14 protein-coding genes are annotated in these 16,031 nt (G+C 58.3%); 5 read left to right on the plus strand and 9 right to left on the minus strand.

The features are described from left to right. Nucleotides 1–8: 8 nt before the first annotated feature. From EY643_RS09410 to EY643_RS09425, 4 genes are all read right to left on the minus strand, one after another. A complete protein-coding gene (locus tag EY643_RS09410; RefSeq protein WP_152661966.1) occupies nucleotides 9–1,151 on the minus strand; it encodes an efflux RND transporter periplasmic adaptor subunit in 1,143 nt (380 codons plus the stop codon). 127 nt (nucleotides 1,152–1,278) lie between these two features. Beyond that, entirely contained in the window at nucleotides 1,279–3,396 is a 2,118-nt protein-coding gene (locus EY643_RS09415) for a YgiQ family radical SAM protein (RefSeq protein WP_152661967.1), read from the minus strand. Between the two features lie 47 nt (nucleotides 3,397–3,443). Further along, complete coding sequence (locus tag EY643_RS09420) at nucleotides 3,444–5,774, minus strand: TonB-dependent receptor (protein WP_152661968.1); 2,331 nt, start codon at nucleotides 5,772–5,774, stop codon at nucleotides 3,444–3,446. A 52-nt stretch (nucleotides 5,775–5,826) separates the two neighbouring features. Next, nucleotides 5,827–6,684 (minus strand): ion transporter, encoded by an 858-nt coding sequence (locus tag EY643_RS09425; protein ID WP_152661969.1) that lies wholly within the window; start codon nucleotides 6,682–6,684, stop codon nucleotides 5,827–5,829. An 82-nt stretch (nucleotides 6,685–6,766) separates the two neighbouring features. Here EY643_RS09425 and EY643_RS09430 point away from each other — a divergent pair, with 82 nt between their 5' ends. After that, nucleotides 6,767–7,555 carry a PhzF family phenazine biosynthesis protein gene (locus EY643_RS09430; RefSeq protein WP_152661970.1) on the plus strand — a complete coding sequence of 263 codons (789 nt, stop codon included), beginning with the start codon at nucleotides 6,767–6,769 and terminating at the stop codon, nucleotides 7,553–7,555. Between the two features lie 9 nt (nucleotides 7,556–7,564). Here the strand turns inward: EY643_RS09430 and bioA are convergent, their stop codons facing one another. Then, complete coding sequence (bioA, locus tag EY643_RS09435; RefSeq protein ID WP_152661971.1) at nucleotides 7,565–8,860, minus strand: adenosylmethionine--8-amino-7-oxononanoate transaminase; 1,296 nt, start codon at nucleotides 8,858–8,860, stop codon at nucleotides 7,565–7,567. Beyond that, the gene (locus EY643_RS09440; protein ID WP_152661972.1) at nucleotides 8,857–9,492 is read right to left on the minus strand and encodes an arylesterase; all 636 of its coding nucleotides are present in this window, start codon (nucleotides 9,490–9,492) and stop codon (nucleotides 8,857–8,859) included. Before EY643_RS09440 ends, bioA begins: the two co-directional genes overlap by 4 nt. On the opposite strand from EY643_RS09440, the gene EY643_RS09445 reads away from it, so the two are divergent. Both EY643_RS09445 and EY643_RS09450 read left to right on the plus strand, forming a co-directional pair. Beyond that, entirely contained in the window at nucleotides 9,491–10,156 is a 666-nt protein-coding gene (locus tag EY643_RS09445) for an ABC transporter ATP-binding protein (RefSeq protein ID WP_152661973.1), read from the plus strand. The genes EY643_RS09440 and EY643_RS09445 overlap by 2 nt on opposite strands. Nucleotide 10,157: 1 nt before the next feature. Then, a complete protein-coding gene (locus EY643_RS09450; protein ID WP_338035563.1) occupies nucleotides 10,158–12,641 on the plus strand; it encodes an ABC transporter permease in 2,484 nt (827 codons plus the stop codon). Nucleotide 12,642: 1 nt separating this feature from the next. On the opposite strand, the gene EY643_RS09455 is transcribed toward EY643_RS09450, so the two are convergent. The 3 genes from EY643_RS09455 to EY643_RS09465 form a co-directional block, all read right to left on the minus strand. Beyond that, complete coding sequence (locus EY643_RS09455) at nucleotides 12,643–13,269, minus strand: TetR/AcrR family transcriptional regulator (protein WP_152661974.1); 627 nt, start codon at nucleotides 13,267–13,269, stop codon at nucleotides 12,643–12,645. Nucleotides 13,270–13,356: 87 nt separating this feature from the next. Then, nucleotides 13,357–14,337: a malate dehydrogenase gene (locus tag EY643_RS09460; RefSeq protein WP_152661975.1), complete on the minus strand. Its 981-nt coding sequence runs from the start codon at nucleotides 14,335–14,337 to the stop codon at nucleotides 13,357–13,359. Between the two features lie 191 nt (nucleotides 14,338–14,528). Further along, entirely contained in the window at nucleotides 14,529–15,104 is a 576-nt protein-coding gene (locus EY643_RS09465; RefSeq protein ID WP_152661976.1) for a Maf family protein, read from the minus strand. A gap of 99 nt (nucleotides 15,105–15,203) precedes the next feature. Between EY643_RS09465 and EY643_RS09470 the strand changes: the two genes are divergently transcribed. Next, entirely contained in the window at nucleotides 15,204–15,734 is a 531-nt protein-coding gene (locus EY643_RS09470; protein ID WP_152661977.1) for a YceD family protein, read from the plus strand. 15 nt (nucleotides 15,735–15,749) lie between these two features. After that, nucleotides 15,750–15,932, plus strand: a complete 183-nt coding sequence (gene rpmF / locus EY643_RS09475; protein ID WP_152661978.1) for a 50S ribosomal protein L32 — start codon at nucleotides 15,750–15,752, stop codon at nucleotides 15,930–15,932. Nucleotides 15,933–16,031 lie beyond the last annotated feature (99 nt).

The raw sequence follows: 16,031 nt of genomic DNA on the forward strand, positions 1-16,031 counted from the left end.
GTTAGCGACTACTCCTGAACCGGATCGATTTGCATGCCATCGACCACGGTCTGGATTGCAGAAATGCAGATTAGTTCGCCATCTTCCAGGCCTGAATTCACCAGCACCTCGTCATGTTCCAGGCGGAGAATGCTGATCTTGCGAAAACGCAGGCGATTCTCCTCGTCCACGACCAGTACCTGATCGTTGTCGCGCAGCGCCGAACGGGGCAGCCGCACGGCATTCTCTACCAGGGCGCCCTGTATTTCGGCGTGAACAAACAGGCCGACGGGTATCGACTCCGTGTGGCTGGTGGCGTCGAATTCCACCCTGGCGACGCCATATATCATGCGTGAGCGCTCGTCGATTTCTGCCTCGGTGCGCACCAACTCTCCTTCCCAGAGTAGTCGCGTGGTGCCGAATTCAGCCGATAGCAGAACAGGGAGGCGCGCACTCTCAGGGACAGGGCCACGATGAGCGACATCGAGCCCCAGGAACCGCAACTGGTCACCGGCGATAGGCAAGCGAACTTCTACAAAATCTGTCGCGTAGATCGTGGCAATACTGTTGCCGCGACTCACGAACTGCCCGACATCGACCTGCTCGTTGCGCACCAGCCCATCGAAAGGCGCAGTGATTTCTGTTCGCTGGAGATCTCGTGTGGCCTGATTCAGGGCCGCCTGGCTCTCGCTGAGATTGGCCTCGGCGATCCTGGCACTGCGCTGGGTGCCGTCCAGTTGGGATTGGCTGGCCAGGTTCTGGCGGTGCAGTTTTTCCATGCGTGCAAGCTCATCGCGGGTGAATTCATACTCCACCTGGGCTCGGTCACTCGCGGCCTGGGCTCGTTTCAATGCGGTGCGATAGTCGTCGCTGTTGACCCGCAGCAGCACATCGCCCTGAACAAAAGAGCCGCCACCGACGAGAGAGGGCGACATCCACTCAACGCGCCCGGAGACTTCTGGGATGAGCTCGCTCTGGCTGCGAGGTTGGACGCTGCCCTGGGAGGTGATGATCAGGTGCTCGTCTTCGGCCTGGACCGGCATGACGCGCACACTGCGCAGAGTGCGCTCCTGTGCGGCTAGTTCGCGCTCTGGGGAGCTGTTGGCTAGCAAGTAGGCGAGGGCGAGGCCCACGAGCAGGACGGCGCCAGTATAGATCGTTTTCTTGTTCATACAGTCTCCGGAGGAAGCAAACGCATGATACTTAAAAACGGCGGCTATATTTCTGATTATTAACGAATATTCAGAAAACTAAAGATGGGCGGAAGCGATGCGCCGCGTCACACACCAGAGAGGTGCGCTAGCGGCGGCGACCGGGCTTGCGTTTGGGGTTCCGTGGCAGGCCGTTGTGCTGCGTGGCAAAGGATTTTCCGCCTGGTTCCACCACAGCGTGCCGCTTGCCGGGTTGGCGGGGAGGAACAAGGTGCATCTTGCCACTGCCGATCAGATCGGTGCGGCCCAACTGTTTAAGCGCCTTGCGTAACACTGGCCAGTTTTCGGGGTCGTGGTAGCGTAAAAACGCTTTGTGCAGCCGGCGTTGGTTGAGGCCGCGCACGGTGGGCATTGTGTCGCCATTGCGAGAGATTCGCTGCAGCGGATTTTTACCGCTGTAGTACATGGCAGTCGCGCTGGCCATGGGTGAGGGATAAAACGTCTGCACCTGATCTGCGCGATACTTGTTGCGTTTGAGCCACAGAGCCAGATTCATCATATCGCGGTCGGACGTCCCGGGGTGGGCCGCAATGAAATAAGGAATCAGGTACTGTTCTTTACCGGCGGCCTTCGAGTACTTTTCGAACATTGCCTTGAAGCGGTCATAGGACCCGATGCCCGGTTTCATCATCTTGTTGAGCGGGCCTTCCTCGGTGTGCTCAGGAGCGATTTTCAGATAACCGCCCACGTGGTGGGTAACCAGTTCTTCAACGTACTCGGGCGTTTCTACCGCGATGTCGTAGCGCAGGCCTGAAGCGATCAGTACTTTCTTCACCCCGGGCAATTCGCGCGCTTTGCGGTACAGCTCAACCAGGGGTTTTTGATTAGTATCGAGGTTTTTGCAGATGCCTGGAAATACGCAGCTCAGTTTGCGGCACTTGGCCTCGATCTCCCGGCTCTTGCAGGCCAGGCGCCACATGTTTGCCGTAGGGCCGCCCAGATCGGAAATTACCCCGGTGAACGCGGGTGAAGTATCGCGTATGGCTTCTACCTCGCGCAGGATGGATCCCTCTGAGCGATTCTGGATGATTCGGCCCTCATGCTCGGTAATGGAGCAGAAAGTACAACCACCGAAGCATCCACGCATGATGTTCACGGAATGACGAATCATCTCGTAGGCGGGGATGCGCGCATCACCATAGCTGCTGTGGGGCAGACGGGTATAGGGTAGCTCGAACACCCAGTCCAGTTCGTCCGTCTCCAGAGGGATAGGCGGAGAGTTCAGCCATACTTCGCGGTCGCCGTGGGCCTGGATCAGGGGCCGAGCGTTGTGCGGGTTAGTCTCTTTGTGCAGCACGCGAGAGGCGTGCGCATACAGTACCGCATCGTCCTTTACTGTTTCGTAGGAAGGAATGCGGATAACGGCGGGGCGGTCGTCGTCGACGCGATCGAGGATACGAACAACGTCTTCCCCCTGTTGTACGGCGATTTCATCAGGTTCGCATTCGGGGCCCTGAGGTGTCTCATAGGGATTGGTTTTTGGCGCAGTTGCGCCGATGGCATCGATAGAGCTGGAATCGATCACGCGCCAACCTTCCGGTACCCGTTTGCGCACAAAACCGGTGCCGCGAAGGTCGCGAATATTGTGGACGCTTTCACCGGCGGCGAGGCGATGGGCGATATCGACAATAGCGCGTTCGGCATTGCCATAAAGGAGCAGGTCGGCGCGGCTATCGAGTAAGACAGAGCGCCGCACTTTGTCGCTCCAGTAATCGTAGTGAGCTATGCGCCGCAGGCTTGCCTCGATGCTGCCGATGATAAGCGGCACATCCTTGTAGGCCTCGCGTACCCGCTGGCTGTAGACAACAACCGCGCGATCAGGGCGTTTTCCGCCTTCATTGTTTGGCGTGTAGGCATCGTCGTTACGGCGTTTGCGATCAGCGGTATAGCGGTTGATCATCGAATCCATATTCCCGGCTGCGACGCCGAAAAACAGATTTGGTCGGCCCAGGCGCTTGAATTCTTCATCGCTGGTCCAGTCCGGTTGGGCGATGATGCCGACACGGAACCCCTGGGCTTCCAGTACGCGGCCGATCACGGCCATGCCGAAGGAGGGGTGGTCTACGTAGGCGTCGCCTGTCACCAGGATAATATCGCAGGAATCCCAGCCGAGCGCGTCCATCTCCGCCCGGGTCATGGGAAGCTCTGGGGCCGGGCCGAAACATTCGGCCCAGTATTTACGATAGGAGTGTACGGGGTTGGGCATACGCGCCACCGGGTTCAACGGGGCGCGCAGTATAGCAGAAACCGGCGCTAGAAATCCTTGCGTACGGTGAGGCCCCAGGTACGGGGTTCTTCGTAGTAGGCAATGAAGCGGCCAGTCTGGGCGGGAGTGTCTGCAATTGTGCCGGTGTAGTCCTCGTCCGTCAGGTTGCGACCCCACAGAGTGACGTAGGTATCCCAGGGCTCATAACGCACGCCAGCGCGCATGTTCAGCAGGTAATAATCGCCGTCATATTTGACCGGGTCGTTGTTCACGTCGGTCATACGGTCGTCGACCCAGGAATATTCGCCGTAGAGGAAACCGGTCATGGTGTCGCTGAGAATGAAGTCCTGATTGGCCGTGACGACTACGATATTCTCTGCGTTACCTGAGAGATCGCCGCCGGAGCGATCACAGCTGCCATCTTCATTCTGGCCGGGATCGGGCTCGCCTGTGTGGAAGGGGGTGCCGGTCCAGCAGGGGCCGTTCTCGAAGTCAGAATACTCGCCGTTGTTATAGGCGTAACCCAGCGTCAAGGTGGTGTTGTCCGTGGGCGCCCAGTAGAGATCGGCTTCAAGACCGTAAGTTTCCGCTACACCGGCGTTCGACAAGAAGAAACCGCCGCCCTGGAAGGAACTGGTCTGCAGGTCGTCGGTATCGGTACGGTGTACGGCCAGATTCAGGCGCATCGCCTGCTCCGGGAAGTCTGCCTTCATGCCGATTTCATAGGATTCGGATTCTTCAGCGTCAAACGCTACGGCGAATGCCGGATCGATCCTGTCGGCATTCACACCGCCGGATTTATAGCCGGTGCCGTAGGAGGCGTAGAACATGGTGTCGTCATTGAAGAACCAGCTGAGCTTGATCGCGCCGGTGATGCGGTCGTCGTCGAAGCTTTCACTGACGTCGGGTGTGGGGGTCAGAGGGGGGAAGAAGTAAAAGCCCCAGTTGTCCTGGGAAAAGTCCAGGCTCGGGGGCGCATCGTCGGTATAGATGTTTTCGAGATCCTTGTCTTCGTAAGTCCAACGCAGGCCAGTAGTCAGCACCAGATTGTCGCTGAGGTTAAAATCAACCTGGCCAAAGGCCGCGTAGCTGGTGTGCTCCTGGGTGTTGGTGTCGTGAGAGCCATCGCCGCCGACGAACGCGTTTGGTGGCAAGCCGAGCATGGCGGCAAGGTCGTCGCCAACGATAGTGTCGCGCTCGTTGTCCAGTTCCTGTTCGTAGTAGTAGAGGCCGGCAACGTAGCTGTAACGCTCTGCTTCGTTGGCAATACGCAGTTCCTGGGTGAACTGTGACTGCTCCGCATCGTTAATGCGGTAAGCGCCATCGAGATTGTTGAAGGCGATATCGGCATCGTCATATGAATCGTGTTCACGATAGGCGGTGATACTGGTCAGCGTGAAATTGTCAGTTTCCCAGTCTATTTGCATAGACAGGCCGGCATCTTCGTTCTGCGATACCGGGGCTCTGGCGACGCTGATTTCGCGGTCGTAGAAGTCGTCCTGATCAACCACAATGCCGCCTGCGGCGGTAATTGTCGTGTCTGTGCCAAAAACTGGCGGGGAACCCGGTGCCATGTCCTGGGCAACGAAGTTGTTCTTGAACGAGCCCGCGGCACAGCACTTTTCATCCACTTCGGAATAGTCTGCGATAAGTCGCACGGTGATGTCGTCTGTGGGCAGGTAGAGCGCCTGGAGGCGAGCGCCCCAGCGGTCGCGGTCGTTGATAACGTCATCTTCACCCTCGGCGATGGAGATATGGCCGTCTCGCTGCATACCAAAGCCCGTCACCCGAAAGGCGAGTTCGTCTTCAATCGCTGTGAAAGATTTCGCGCCGCTCACGCCGTACAGGTCGTAGTCACCTGCGGTGCCTTCGAGGAAGCCTGTGCCTTCGAAATCAGGCGCAGCGGTGGTCATCGTGATTGCACCCGCCGGGGTGTTGCGACCGAACAGGGTGCCCTGGGGGCCACGCAGTACTTCGATGCTGGCGATGTCTACGAGATTGTTGATCATGGAGCCCTGTCGCGCCCGGTAAACACCGTCCACGTAGAGGCCGACAGAGGGTTCAAGGCCAAAGTTCTGGCTGCTGGTAAATACACCGCGAATGGCGAAAGTCGTGGTGGTGGATGTCTGGCTGGCGCCGACTCGCAGGCTGGGGGCGTTAACCTGCAGATCGAACATGTCTTTGACGCCCGACTTCTCCAGCTGTTGGGCGGAAAAGGCCGTTACGGCGACGGGAACGTCCTGCATGCTCTGTTCGCGCTTCTGCGCTGTAACAATAACTTCTTCCAGCTGACCCTGGGCCTGGGCAAGGCTGGGGAGGAGCAGCAGTGATGCAGAAGCCACAGCGGTGGCTATGGCGGTTGGCTTAAACGCGGTCATGGATAGTGCCTTTATAGAGTCTTGTAGATGTTTTTGGTATGAAAGTGTTCAGTTAGTTCACTGGTTCGTGGCCGGGGGCGGGGAGCTCGCTGCCACAGTGCCTACAGTAGTGCGCCTTGGGGTCAGTTTCAACACTCGCGCAAGTGGAACAATTACGAGATTGACGGGTGATATTGTCGTTTTTTAGTGCCTGCGCCAGGGTGAGTTCTGCGGTGACGATCCCTGTCGGCACGGCGATCACCGCGTAACCGATCAGCATCCCGATAGAAGCAATAAACTGGCCCATTGGCGTCAGCGGGGTGACGTCACCATAGCCCACGGTGGTAATGGTAACGATGGCCCAGTAAATACTGTGCGGAATGCTGTGGAAGCCATTCTCATTACCTTCGATGACATACATAAGACAGCCGAAAATGGTGGCGAGAATGATCATCAGGCTGAAGAAGATGAATATTTTTCGCGCAGATCGCTGCAGGGCGCTCGCCAGTTCATTGGCTTCCCTGAGCAGCGGTAGCAGGCGCAGCACGCGAAAGATCCGCAGGATTCGCAGTAAACGGATGATCAGCAGCGGTGCGGCCTGAGGCAGCAACAGGGAGATATAGGTAGGGGCGAGGGCGAGGAGATCGACGACGCCATAGATGCTGCGGGCGTAGGCGCTGCGATTGGGAGAACACCAAAGACGGATGGCATACTCGATGGTAAAGAATATGGTGAAACCCCACTCGGCCTGAAGAAAAGCGGTGCCATGACGGGCGTGGTACTCCGGAATGGAATCGAACAGCACAACCATGACGCTGGCCAGGATGACGATAATCAGGAGGATGTCGAAGGTTTTTCCGGCAGCGCTCTCGGTGCCAAAAATGACATCGTAGACCTTCTTTTGTGCCGCTGTCTGTTCGCGTACAGCCATATTGTTATTTTTTACTTTCCCCGGGCTCTCAGCTGTCACTATATTTAACACCCAAACAATCACAAAGCTACGGGTGCGTAACGTGAATATCCCCATCTACCAGGTCGATGCATTTACCTCTTCTGTTTTCGGCGGCAACCCCGCTGCAGTCATGCCATTGGAGCAGTGGCTGGCCGACGAGCAATTGCAGGCAATTGCAGCGGAAAACAATCTGTCAGAAACGGCCTTCCTCGTAGCCAGTGATGCGGGCTGGGAGCTGCGCTGGTTTACGCCTTCAACGGAGGTGGACCTGTGCGGCCATGCGACACTGGCCAGCGCGCACGCTCTGGCTGCACATATGGGTGTTGATGCTGCCGAGATGAAGTTTGCTACGCGCAGTGGGGAACTGCTGGTGCGGCGCTCGGGTGATAGCTACACACTGGATTTCCCGGCCTATACGGTGACTGCTGACGCAGTGGATGTTGCCGTGTGTGATGCTCTCGGTGGCATGGCGAGTGAGGTGTGGTTTGCCGAGGGTACGCGCAAGAAACTCTTTGTGTTCGAGTTTGAGGAGGATGTGGCGAAGCTGACGCCGGATTTTGCCGCGCTTGCTGCAGCCTCAGAATTCAATGTCATCGCAACAGCTCCCGGTGATGAATGCGATTTTGTCTCTCGTTTCTTTGGCCCCCATGTGGGGATCAATGAAGATCCGGTAACAGGGTCAGCCCACTGTGCGCTGGTGCCATACTGGGCTCGACGGCTCGATGTGGCCAGCCTGTCTGCGCGGCAAATTTCAGCCCGCGGCGGTGAGCTCGAATGCGAGCTACTGGGTGACAGGGTGCTTATGACCGGCAGGGGCGTGACCTTTATGACAGGTGAAGTGGTGCTTTGAGCCTACTGTTTAAAGCCTGGAGACCACGTCGATCATGCCTGCAGTCACAGTCGCCACGTCGTCGCTGTTCATGACCAGCGGCGGCATGGTGTAGACCAGCTTGCCGAAAGGGCGTATCCAGATGCCGCGTTCTACAAACATAGGCTGCACCTCGCGCATGTTTACCGCCTCTCGAAGCTCGATAACGCCGATCGCGCCAAGCGTCCGTACGTCGGCGACCTGCGGTAGATCACGCGCGGGGGCGAGGCCAGTCGCGAGTTCATCGTGAATGCGTTGCACCGTGCGTTGCCAGGGCTGGGACAGCAATAGTTCGATGCTGGCAATCGCAGTAGCGCAGGCCAGGGGGTTGGCCATGAATGTAGGCCCGTGCATAAATGCGCCAGCGTCGCCGCTATCGATACCCTCACTTACGCGTTTATTGGCAAGCGTAGCGGCCAGTGTCATGTAGCCGCCGGTCAGGGATTTGCCCAGACAGAGCAGGTCGGGCTCTACATCCGCGTGTTCGAGCGCAAACAACTTGCCTGTGCGGCCAAACCCGGTTGCGATCTCATCGAAGATCAGCAGTACATCGAAAGCATCACATAAGGCGCGCAACTTACGCAGGTAGTCTGGCGAGTAGAATCGCATGCCGCCCGCTCCCTGTACCACAGGTTCGACAATGACCGCCGCGATCTCGTTGTGATGTTGCGCCAGGATGTCGCTGATCTCCGCCATGTCGCTTTCCGGGCAAGGGCCGTCGAAAGGGCTCTGGGGCGCGGGTGCAAAAAATTGTTTGTTTAGCACCTCGCCAAACAAGTGATGCATGCCTGTGACGGGATCACACACAGACATAGTGGCCAGTGTGTCGCCGTGATAGCCGCTGCGCAGCGCCACCATTTTCTGCTTGCTCTGACGGCCGATGGCCTGCCAGTACTGAATGGCCATTTTCATGGCGACTTCTACGGCAACCGAACCCGAATCGCTGAAGAAGACCCGGTCGAGTGAGGCGGGGGTGAGGTCGGCTAACATTTTTGCCAGCTTCACCGCCGGCGGGTGAGTGATGCCGCCGAACATGACGTGCGACATCGTCTCAAGCTGTGCAGTGACAGCGCGGTTCATCACCGGGTGATTGTAGCCGTGAATTGCGCACCACCAGGACGCCATGCCATCGATCAATTCGCGGCCGTCAGCCAGTTGCAGACGCACACCGCTGGCCGCAACGACCGGGGCGATGTAACCGGGGTCGGCTGCCTGTGCATAGGGATGCCAGACGTGGGCGCCATCGCCCTCCAGCAACTCCGCCCATGTATCGCTGGCCAGTGTCATGGCAGAGCCTCCAGAATGGCCGGGTAGACAGCGTCGAGCATGGTTTGTTGCGCACTGGCCTTGGGATGGATGCCGTCGTCCTGCATCAGCTCTGGGTGGACGGCGACGTCCTCCAGGATAAAGGGTGCCAGCTGGCTCCCCGATGTCTCGGCGACGAGGGTGAAACTCTCGCGAAATCCACGGGTGTAGCGGGATCCATAGTTTGGCGGTATTTCCATGGGGAGGAACAGGACCGCGGCACCCGCGCCCTGCGACACACGGGCGAGTTCACTGAGATTGTCGCGGAACGCGCTGAGTGGGAAACCGCGCAAGCCGTCGTTTCCGCCCAGCTCTACAATGACCAGTGTCGGTTCATGTTCCTCCAGCAGTGCCGGCAGACGACGCAGGGCTCCGCCGGTGGTTTCCCCGCTGATACTGCTGTTGACCACCACGGTACCGGGGTGGTCCTGGGCAATTTGTCGCTCGAGCAGGGCAACCCATCCCTCCTGTAAAGACATGCCATAGGCCGCACTGATACTATCACCGAGCACCAAAATGCTGTTGCCGGTTTGCTGGGCGGTGGCCAAAGAAGGTGCGAGAAGGAATCCAAGCACAGCAACAATACGTAACAGGCGGTAAAGGGAACACTGCATGATAAAGGCCGAAAATCTCCAGAAGTCTGTCCCCGTGGCCGGGGGCGAGCTGGAGATACTGAAAGGGATCACACTGGAAATCAAGTCGGGGGAGAGTGTCGCTATCGTCGGCGCCTCCGGTTCGGGCAAGTCGACCTTGCTCGGGCTGCTTGCTGGGCTGGACGAAGCCAGCGGCGGTAGCGTGGAAATCGCCGGGGTGGCCCTCAATGACCTGGACGAGGATGGCAGGGCGCTGCTGCGCGGCCAAAAAGTTGGCTTTGTGTTCCAGTCATTCCAGCTGCTCCCCGCGCTCACAGCGCTTGAGAATGTCATGCTGCCGCTGGAACTCGCCGGTCACGCGAATGCTCGTGCAGAGGCCGAGGAATTTCTCAGCAGAGTAGGGCTCAGCGAGCGTATCACGCACTATCCTCGCCAGATGTCCGGCGGAGAGCAGCAGCGGGTAGCGATCGCCCGGGCATTTGCCAGTCGTCCGGCACTGCTGTTTGCAGACGAGCCGACCGGCAATCTCGATACGACCACCGGCGATCATGTGATAGAGCTGTTGTTCGAGCTGAACGCACAGGAAGACACCACCCTGGTGCTGGTCACCCACGACATGGGGCTTGCCCAGCGCTGTGAGCGCAGACTGGTGATGGAAGCCGGCAGCCTGGTTGAGGAAACCTGAGGTGTCGATTACCGCGACTCGTATGTTGGCCAGAGACTGGCGAGGTGGTGAACTCGGGGTTTTGATCCTTGCCCTCGTCCTGGCTGTGGGGGTTGTCTCGGGCATCAGCGCCTTCACTTCCCGTCTGCAGAATGCGCTCGAAATGGAGAGTCACCGATTTCTCGCGGCTGACCTGGTTGCGCGCAGCGGGCGTCAATTGCCGGCCGAATGGCTCGATGAAGCCAGCACAAGAGACCTGGATGTCGCCACTGTGTTGACCTTTCCATCGATGGTTTACGCCGGCGATGAAGCAATGCAACTCGCCTCGGTAAAAGCGGCGAGTGACGCCTATCCGCTGCGAGGGGAACTGGGGTTCAGCAATGATGCCTTTGCCGAGGTGCAGCAGCGCGAGCGTGGCCCCCTCGCCGGAGAAGTATGGCTTGATTCGCGACTGTTCCCTTTGTTGGGCGTTCGTGTTGGCGACATGGTCGACGTTGGAGACGCCAGTCTCAAGGTGAGCGGAGCTGTGCGCAGCGAACCTGATCAGGCTGTGGGAATGTATGGTTACGGCCCTCGGCTGTTGATGCACTACAGCGACATCAACGCCACGGGTGTCATCCAGCCAGGTAGCAGAGTGAGCTATCGCCAGTTGTATGCAGGTGATGCGGCAAGTCTCGCCAGTTACAAAACGTGGCTGGAAGCGCAGCTTGCGCCCGGCCAGCGACTGATTGATGTCAGTGATGGCCAGCCTGGGGTCGGCGAGGCACTCGCCCGGGCAGAGAGCTTTCTGCTATTGGCGGGCAGCCTCGGCGTTGTTCTCGCCGGAGTGGCAATCGCGCTTGCAGCGAGGCGTTTCAGCGAACGCCACAACGACTATGTTGCCGTAATGAAGAGTCTCGGTGCCACGTCCGGAGTCATTAATCGGCTCTATGGGAAGAGCTTGTTTCTGCTCGGAGCCCTCGCGACAGCGCTGGGCTGCCTCCTTGGGTGGTCAATACAGACACTTTTTTTCACCCTGTTCGCCGACCAGTTGCCGGTGCAGCCTGCTCCGAGTGGCGCGCGACCCTACCTGATAGGCGCAGCGACCTCCCTGACTTGCCTGTTAAGTTTTGCCTGGCCACCACTACGACGTCTCGGGCAGGCCAGCCCATTACGCGTGCTGCGCAAGGATATTCCGCTTCACAGTGGCAGAACCCTGGGCGATTACCTGCTCGGGCTCACCGCAGTGAGCCTGCTGATGCTCTGGTATAGCGGCGACTGGAAGCTGACCCTGGCGGTGCTGGCTGGCCTGGCTATTACTGTCGGCCTCGGCATGCTGTTGGCGCTGACTTTATTGCGTGGTGGGCGGCAGTTGGGCATGAGCGCTGGCAGCATCTGGCGCCTGGCCTTGGCAGGCCTACAACGTCGGGGCACTGCAAATGCGCTGCAAGTCGTGATTTTCGCGATGGCGATCATGCTGTTACTGATGCTGGTGCTGGTGCGCACATCTCTGGTGGATGAGTGGCAGATGCAATTGCCCGACGATGCGCCGAACCACTTTATGATTAACATTGGCCCTGACGACATGCAGGCCGTGGACCAGACACTGCGCCAGGCCGACATTCATAGCGAAGCGCTCTATGCCATGATTCGTGGCCGCATGATGGCTATTAACGAGGAGACACTGCCTACCTGGGAGGAAGCGGAAGCGGCTGGTCACGAGCGCCATCAGCGCGAGGCCAACTTTACCTGGTCGGAAAGCCTGCCTGCGGAAAACACCTTGCTGGAAGGTGTCTGGTGGGAGTCGGACTCAGACGAGGCTGTGGTCTCAGTGGAGTCGGGTTTTGCCGAACGATTTGAGCTATCTATAGGCGACGAATTGTCACTTCTCGTAGGCTCACAGCCACTCACGGCGAAGGTCACAAGTATCCGTGAGCTTGACTGGCAGTCCATGCGGCCCAACTTTTTCCTGATTTTTCCGCCCAAACTACTGGCCAACTATCCCGCCACTTTCATGACCAGCTTTCATCTTGCACCGGAGAATAAGTTGTTCCTGAATCAGTTTATCCGTGAATTTCCGACGGTGACGGTCATCGAGATGGATATGGTGATCGACCAGATTCGCAGCATCATAGACCAGGTGTCCGCAGCCATCGAGCTGGTGCTTTTTGTGATACTGGCCACCGGGGGCCTGGTACTTGTAGCCGGCGTGCAGGCGAGTGTAGATGCGCGCATGCATGAGAGTTCAATTCTGCGAGCGTTGGGGGCTAGCAGACGGCTGATCCTCGGCGGTTTGTGGATCGAATTTGCCGCGCTTGGTTTCTTCGCAGGACTACTGGCTGTGATAGCGGCCGAGATGTCAGTGGCTATCCTTCAGTTATGGGTAATGGATATGCACTATGTCCCGTCCCCGTGGCTTTGGCCGCTGGGGATTTTCGGGGGCGTCGCCTTAATCGCAGGTCTGGGAGTGTGGAGCTGTCGGCGCGTGGTGTCCCACCCGCCAGTGGCAGTGCTCAGGGAGCTCTAAGTCAGGCTTCCTTGTCGCCTATGCCGCGAAGGAACACGCGTGTACCCATCTCGACCTGACGGTGCAGGTCGATGTGACGCTCGAACAACTCAGGCGCATCGATGCGCAGGGTGGCGAGGCCGTAGATGCCTGACCAGCCAGCATTGGCGAGGTAGGTCAGGCTGGCATCGCTGTGGAACCGCCCCTGGTTAATACCCAGCTGGATGGTCTCCTGCACCAGCAGCAGGGTCTCGCGACTTGCTTCTCGCAGTTCAGGGTAGCGAGCGGCTGGCTGCACGGCGGGGCCGAACATCAGTTTGAACAATTGAGGATTGGCCGCAGCGTAATTGACGTAGGCATGCGCCACCGCCAGCATCTGATCAGAGGCTGATTCGCCTGCATCACCGCGAGCATCGCGCAAATCCACGAACAACTCTCGATAACCCCGGGTAGCCATTGCTGCCAGCAATTCGCTCTTGTCTGCGAAATGGCGATAGGGTGCCGTCTGGGAAACGCCGATAGCTCTGGCCAGAGCCCGCAGGCTCAAGTCTTCTGCGCCCGTTGTTTTAAGTTGATCGACGGCAGTGTCGAGCAATTCCGCTCGCAGGTTGCCGTGGTGATATGTCTTGGGGGTTACTGCTTCAGTCATATCCGCATTAAATCAGCATCGTTAACATTGGTGCAAACAAAAAAGGCGCCGTCCGTGAGGAGGGCGCCTTTTTATTCGAGCCTTGGACTACGGCAGCAAGTGCTGGACCGCGTCGCGCTCTTCAGTCAGTTCCTGCTCGGTGGCGGCCATTTTAGCCTGGCTGAACTCACCGACTTCCACGCCCTGGACAATGCTCCAGTCACCGCCTTCACAGCGGCAGGGGAAGGAGTAGATCAGACCCTCGGTGATGCCGTAGGAGCCGTCTGAGTAAACACCCATGGAGACCCAGTCATCGCCTTCGGTGCCAAGCGCCCAGGAGCGCATGTGGTCGATCGCGGCGTTGGCAGCAGAAGCAGCAGAAGATGCACCGCGAGCCTTGATGATGGCGGCGCCGCGCTGCTGCACGACAGGGATGAACTCACCCTCGTACCACGCCTGGTCAACCAGGTTGATAGCTGCTTCACCAGAGACCTTGCAGTTGAACAGGTCCGGGTACTGGGTGGCGGAGTGGTTGCCCCAGATCGTCATGTTGGTCACGTCGTTGACAGTCTTGCCTGTTTTCTGGGCAATCTGGGTCATGGCGCGGTTGTGGTCCAGACGAGTCATGGCTGTAAAGTTGCGCGGATCGATGTCCGGCGCGTTGCGCTGGGCGATCAGGGAGTTGGTGTTGGCCGGGTTGCCGACGACCAGAACCTTGATGTTCTTGCTGGCGTTGTCGTTGATTGCCTTACCCTGTACCGAGAAAATGGCAGCGTTAGCTTCCAACAGGTCCTTGCGCTCCATGCCTGGGCCGCGGGGGCGAGCGCCAACAAGCAGGGCGTAGTCAGTGTCTTTGAAGCCAACGTTTGGATCGTCGGTGCAGACGATGTCAGATAGCAGCGGGAACGCGCAGTCCTCCAGCTCCATCTTCACACCCTCGAGGGCTTCCATGGCGGGCGTAATGTCCAGCAGCTGCAGGATCACGGGCTGATCGTCGCCCAACATTGCGCCAGAGGCGATACGGAAGAGCAGGGCGTAGCCAATTTGGCCCGCGGCACCGGTGACGGTCACTCGAACAGGTGTTTTCATCTGAGATGGTCCTCACTATGGATAAGGGTGGGGTGTTTCGGAAGGCGCACATTGTCTGAGGAACGGGCTCAAAATTCAAGCTACCCCATACTATGGTCGATATCATCTTTGGAAATGCTGGCTGTGGTTGCTTTGATCTAGACGGATTGAGAGCGTCAGACGACCTTCCGAGACTCCGTTCGAGTGCATCCCTAAAGCACGCGTACCCCAGCCTCGCGCAGCATAGAGCAAAGCGCGATCAAGGGGAGCCCCTCCAGGGAGGTAGGGTCGTCCCCAATCATGCGCTCGAACAGCGCCACCCCCAGCCCCTCACATTTAAAGCTCCCGGCACAATCCCAGGGCTCTTCTTTGTTCAGGTAGTAAGTGATCTCAGCATCTGACAACTTGCGAAATTGCACGCTGAAACGTTCTACCTGCACCTTTTCGATGCCTGCATCGCGACCAACCAGCGCAAGGCCCGTGTAAAAGTCGACCCGACGCCCCGAGCTGGCACGGAGTTGCCCGGCAGCGTTCTCGAAGTTTCCCGGTTTGCCAATGCAGCTGCCGTCGATAGAAGCTACCTGATCACTGCCAATCACCAGGGCGGTTGGGTTCAGGGTGGCCACCGAGTTCGCTTTGGCCAGGCACAGGCGCTGGGCGAGGGCGGCGGGATGCTCGTCCAGCAGCGGCGTTTCGTCCACATCTGGTGCCTGGCATAAAAACGGTAGTTGCAGGCGTTCCAGCAACGCGCGGCGATAAGTCGAGGTGGAGGCGAGAATGAGGTGCATATCCGGGTAATCCAACGCTGTGAATAAGTGTGAGAACTGCTTGTATTCTATAGGAATTTTCTTTGACAAAGGGGGTGCTCATCACTATGATGCGCGCCTATGTTGACTGAGCCCCTCCCCAATGTGCTGGATGTACGCAAAGCATCCGCGCGTGGCGTGAGCATCAGTGGTACGCTGAAACCCCTGGATTTACCGCGTTTCAAGGCACTTTTAGCCGATGAAACAGGAGAGATTCGGGCGGATTTGGCGTTTTCTCGTGACGAGGAAAACCGCCCTGTGGTGCAGGTGGAAATAACGGCTGAAGTGGCCGTCATCTGCCAGCGCTGTCTCAAATCCATGCCCCTGGGCCTGGACGCAGAGAACACACTGGGTATTGTTTGGAATGATGATCAGGCCAAACACCTTCCGCGCCACCTGGACCCGCTGATCGTGCCAGAGGACGAGGGATGTAATTTGTGGGAACTGGTGGAGGATGAGCTCATGCTTGCCCTGCCATCCTTCAGTTACCACGATACACAAGATTGTAAAGAGATACTGTCTGGTTACACCGGGCAGGGCGAAGAAGAGGAGGCCGGCGCCGAGCGCCCCAATCCCTTCGATGTTCTGGCCCAGTTGAAGTCAGACGACTAGCACTAGGAGATAGTCATGGCTGTTCAGAAAAGTAAGAAAACCCGCTCTCGTCGCGGCATGCGTCGTTCCCACGATGCCCTGTCCGGTTCCACTCTGTCTGTGGACCAGACTTCCGGTGAAACTCACCTGCGTCACCACGTGAGCGCCGATGGTTTCTACCGCGGCAAGAAAGTCGTAGAAACTGGCTCAGACGACTAAGTCAGTTCGGGACCTGCTCACGGCTTTGTCCCCACGGTTTAACAGACCGTATCCATATCCGGCGCCGCGCCCAGCGGCCGCCACGCAGACAGCGCTCCC

It is taken from the genome of Halioglobus maricola (genome assembly GCF_009388985.1).
In the GTDB taxonomy this organism is placed as follows: Bacteria; Pseudomonadota; Gammaproteobacteria; order Pseudomonadales; family Halieaceae; genus Halioglobus; species Halioglobus maricola.

Coding starts and splice junctions, on each gene's coding strand:
- EY643_RS09440 (WP_152661972.1), bottom strand. CDS start 9,492: ATGCAGTGTTCCCTTTACCGCCTGTTACGTATTGTTGCTGTGCTTGGA.
- EY643_RS09470 (WP_152661977.1), top strand. CDS start 15,204: ATGTTGACTGAGCCCCTCCCCAATGTGCTGGATGTACGCAAAGCATCC.
- rpmF (WP_152661978.1), top strand. CDS start 15,750: ATGGCTGTTCAGAAAAGTAAGAAAACCCGCTCTCGTCGCGGCATGCGT.
- EY643_RS09460 (WP_152661975.1), bottom strand. CDS start 14,337: ATGAAAACACCTGTTCGAGTGACCGTCACCGGTGCCGCGGGCCAAATT.
- bioA (WP_152661971.1), bottom strand. CDS start 8,860: ATGACACTGGCCAGCGATACATGGGCGGAGTTGCTGGAGGGCGATGGC.
- EY643_RS09465 (WP_152661976.1), bottom strand. CDS start 15,104: ATGCACCTCATTCTCGCCTCCACCTCGACTTATCGCCGCGCGTTGCTG.
- EY643_RS09445 (WP_152661973.1), top strand. CDS start 9,491: ATGATAAAGGCCGAAAATCTCCAGAAGTCTGTCCCCGTGGCCGGGGGC.
- EY643_RS09420 (WP_152661968.1), bottom strand. CDS start 5,774: ATGACCGCGTTTAAGCCAACCGCCATAGCCACCGCTGTGGCTTCTGCA.
- EY643_RS09425 (WP_152661969.1), bottom strand. CDS start 6,684: ATGGCTGTACGCGAACAGACAGCGGCACAAAAGAAGGTCTACGATGTC.
- EY643_RS09415 (WP_152661967.1), bottom strand. CDS start 3,396: ATGCCCAACCCCGTACACTCCTATCGTAAATACTGGGCCGAATGTTTC.
- EY643_RS09455 (WP_152661974.1), bottom strand. CDS start 13,269: ATGACTGAAGCAGTAACCCCCAAGACATATCACCACGGCAACCTGCGA.
- EY643_RS09410 (WP_152661966.1), bottom strand. CDS start 1,151: ATGAACAAGAAAACGATCTATACTGGCGCCGTCCTGCTCGTGGGCCTC.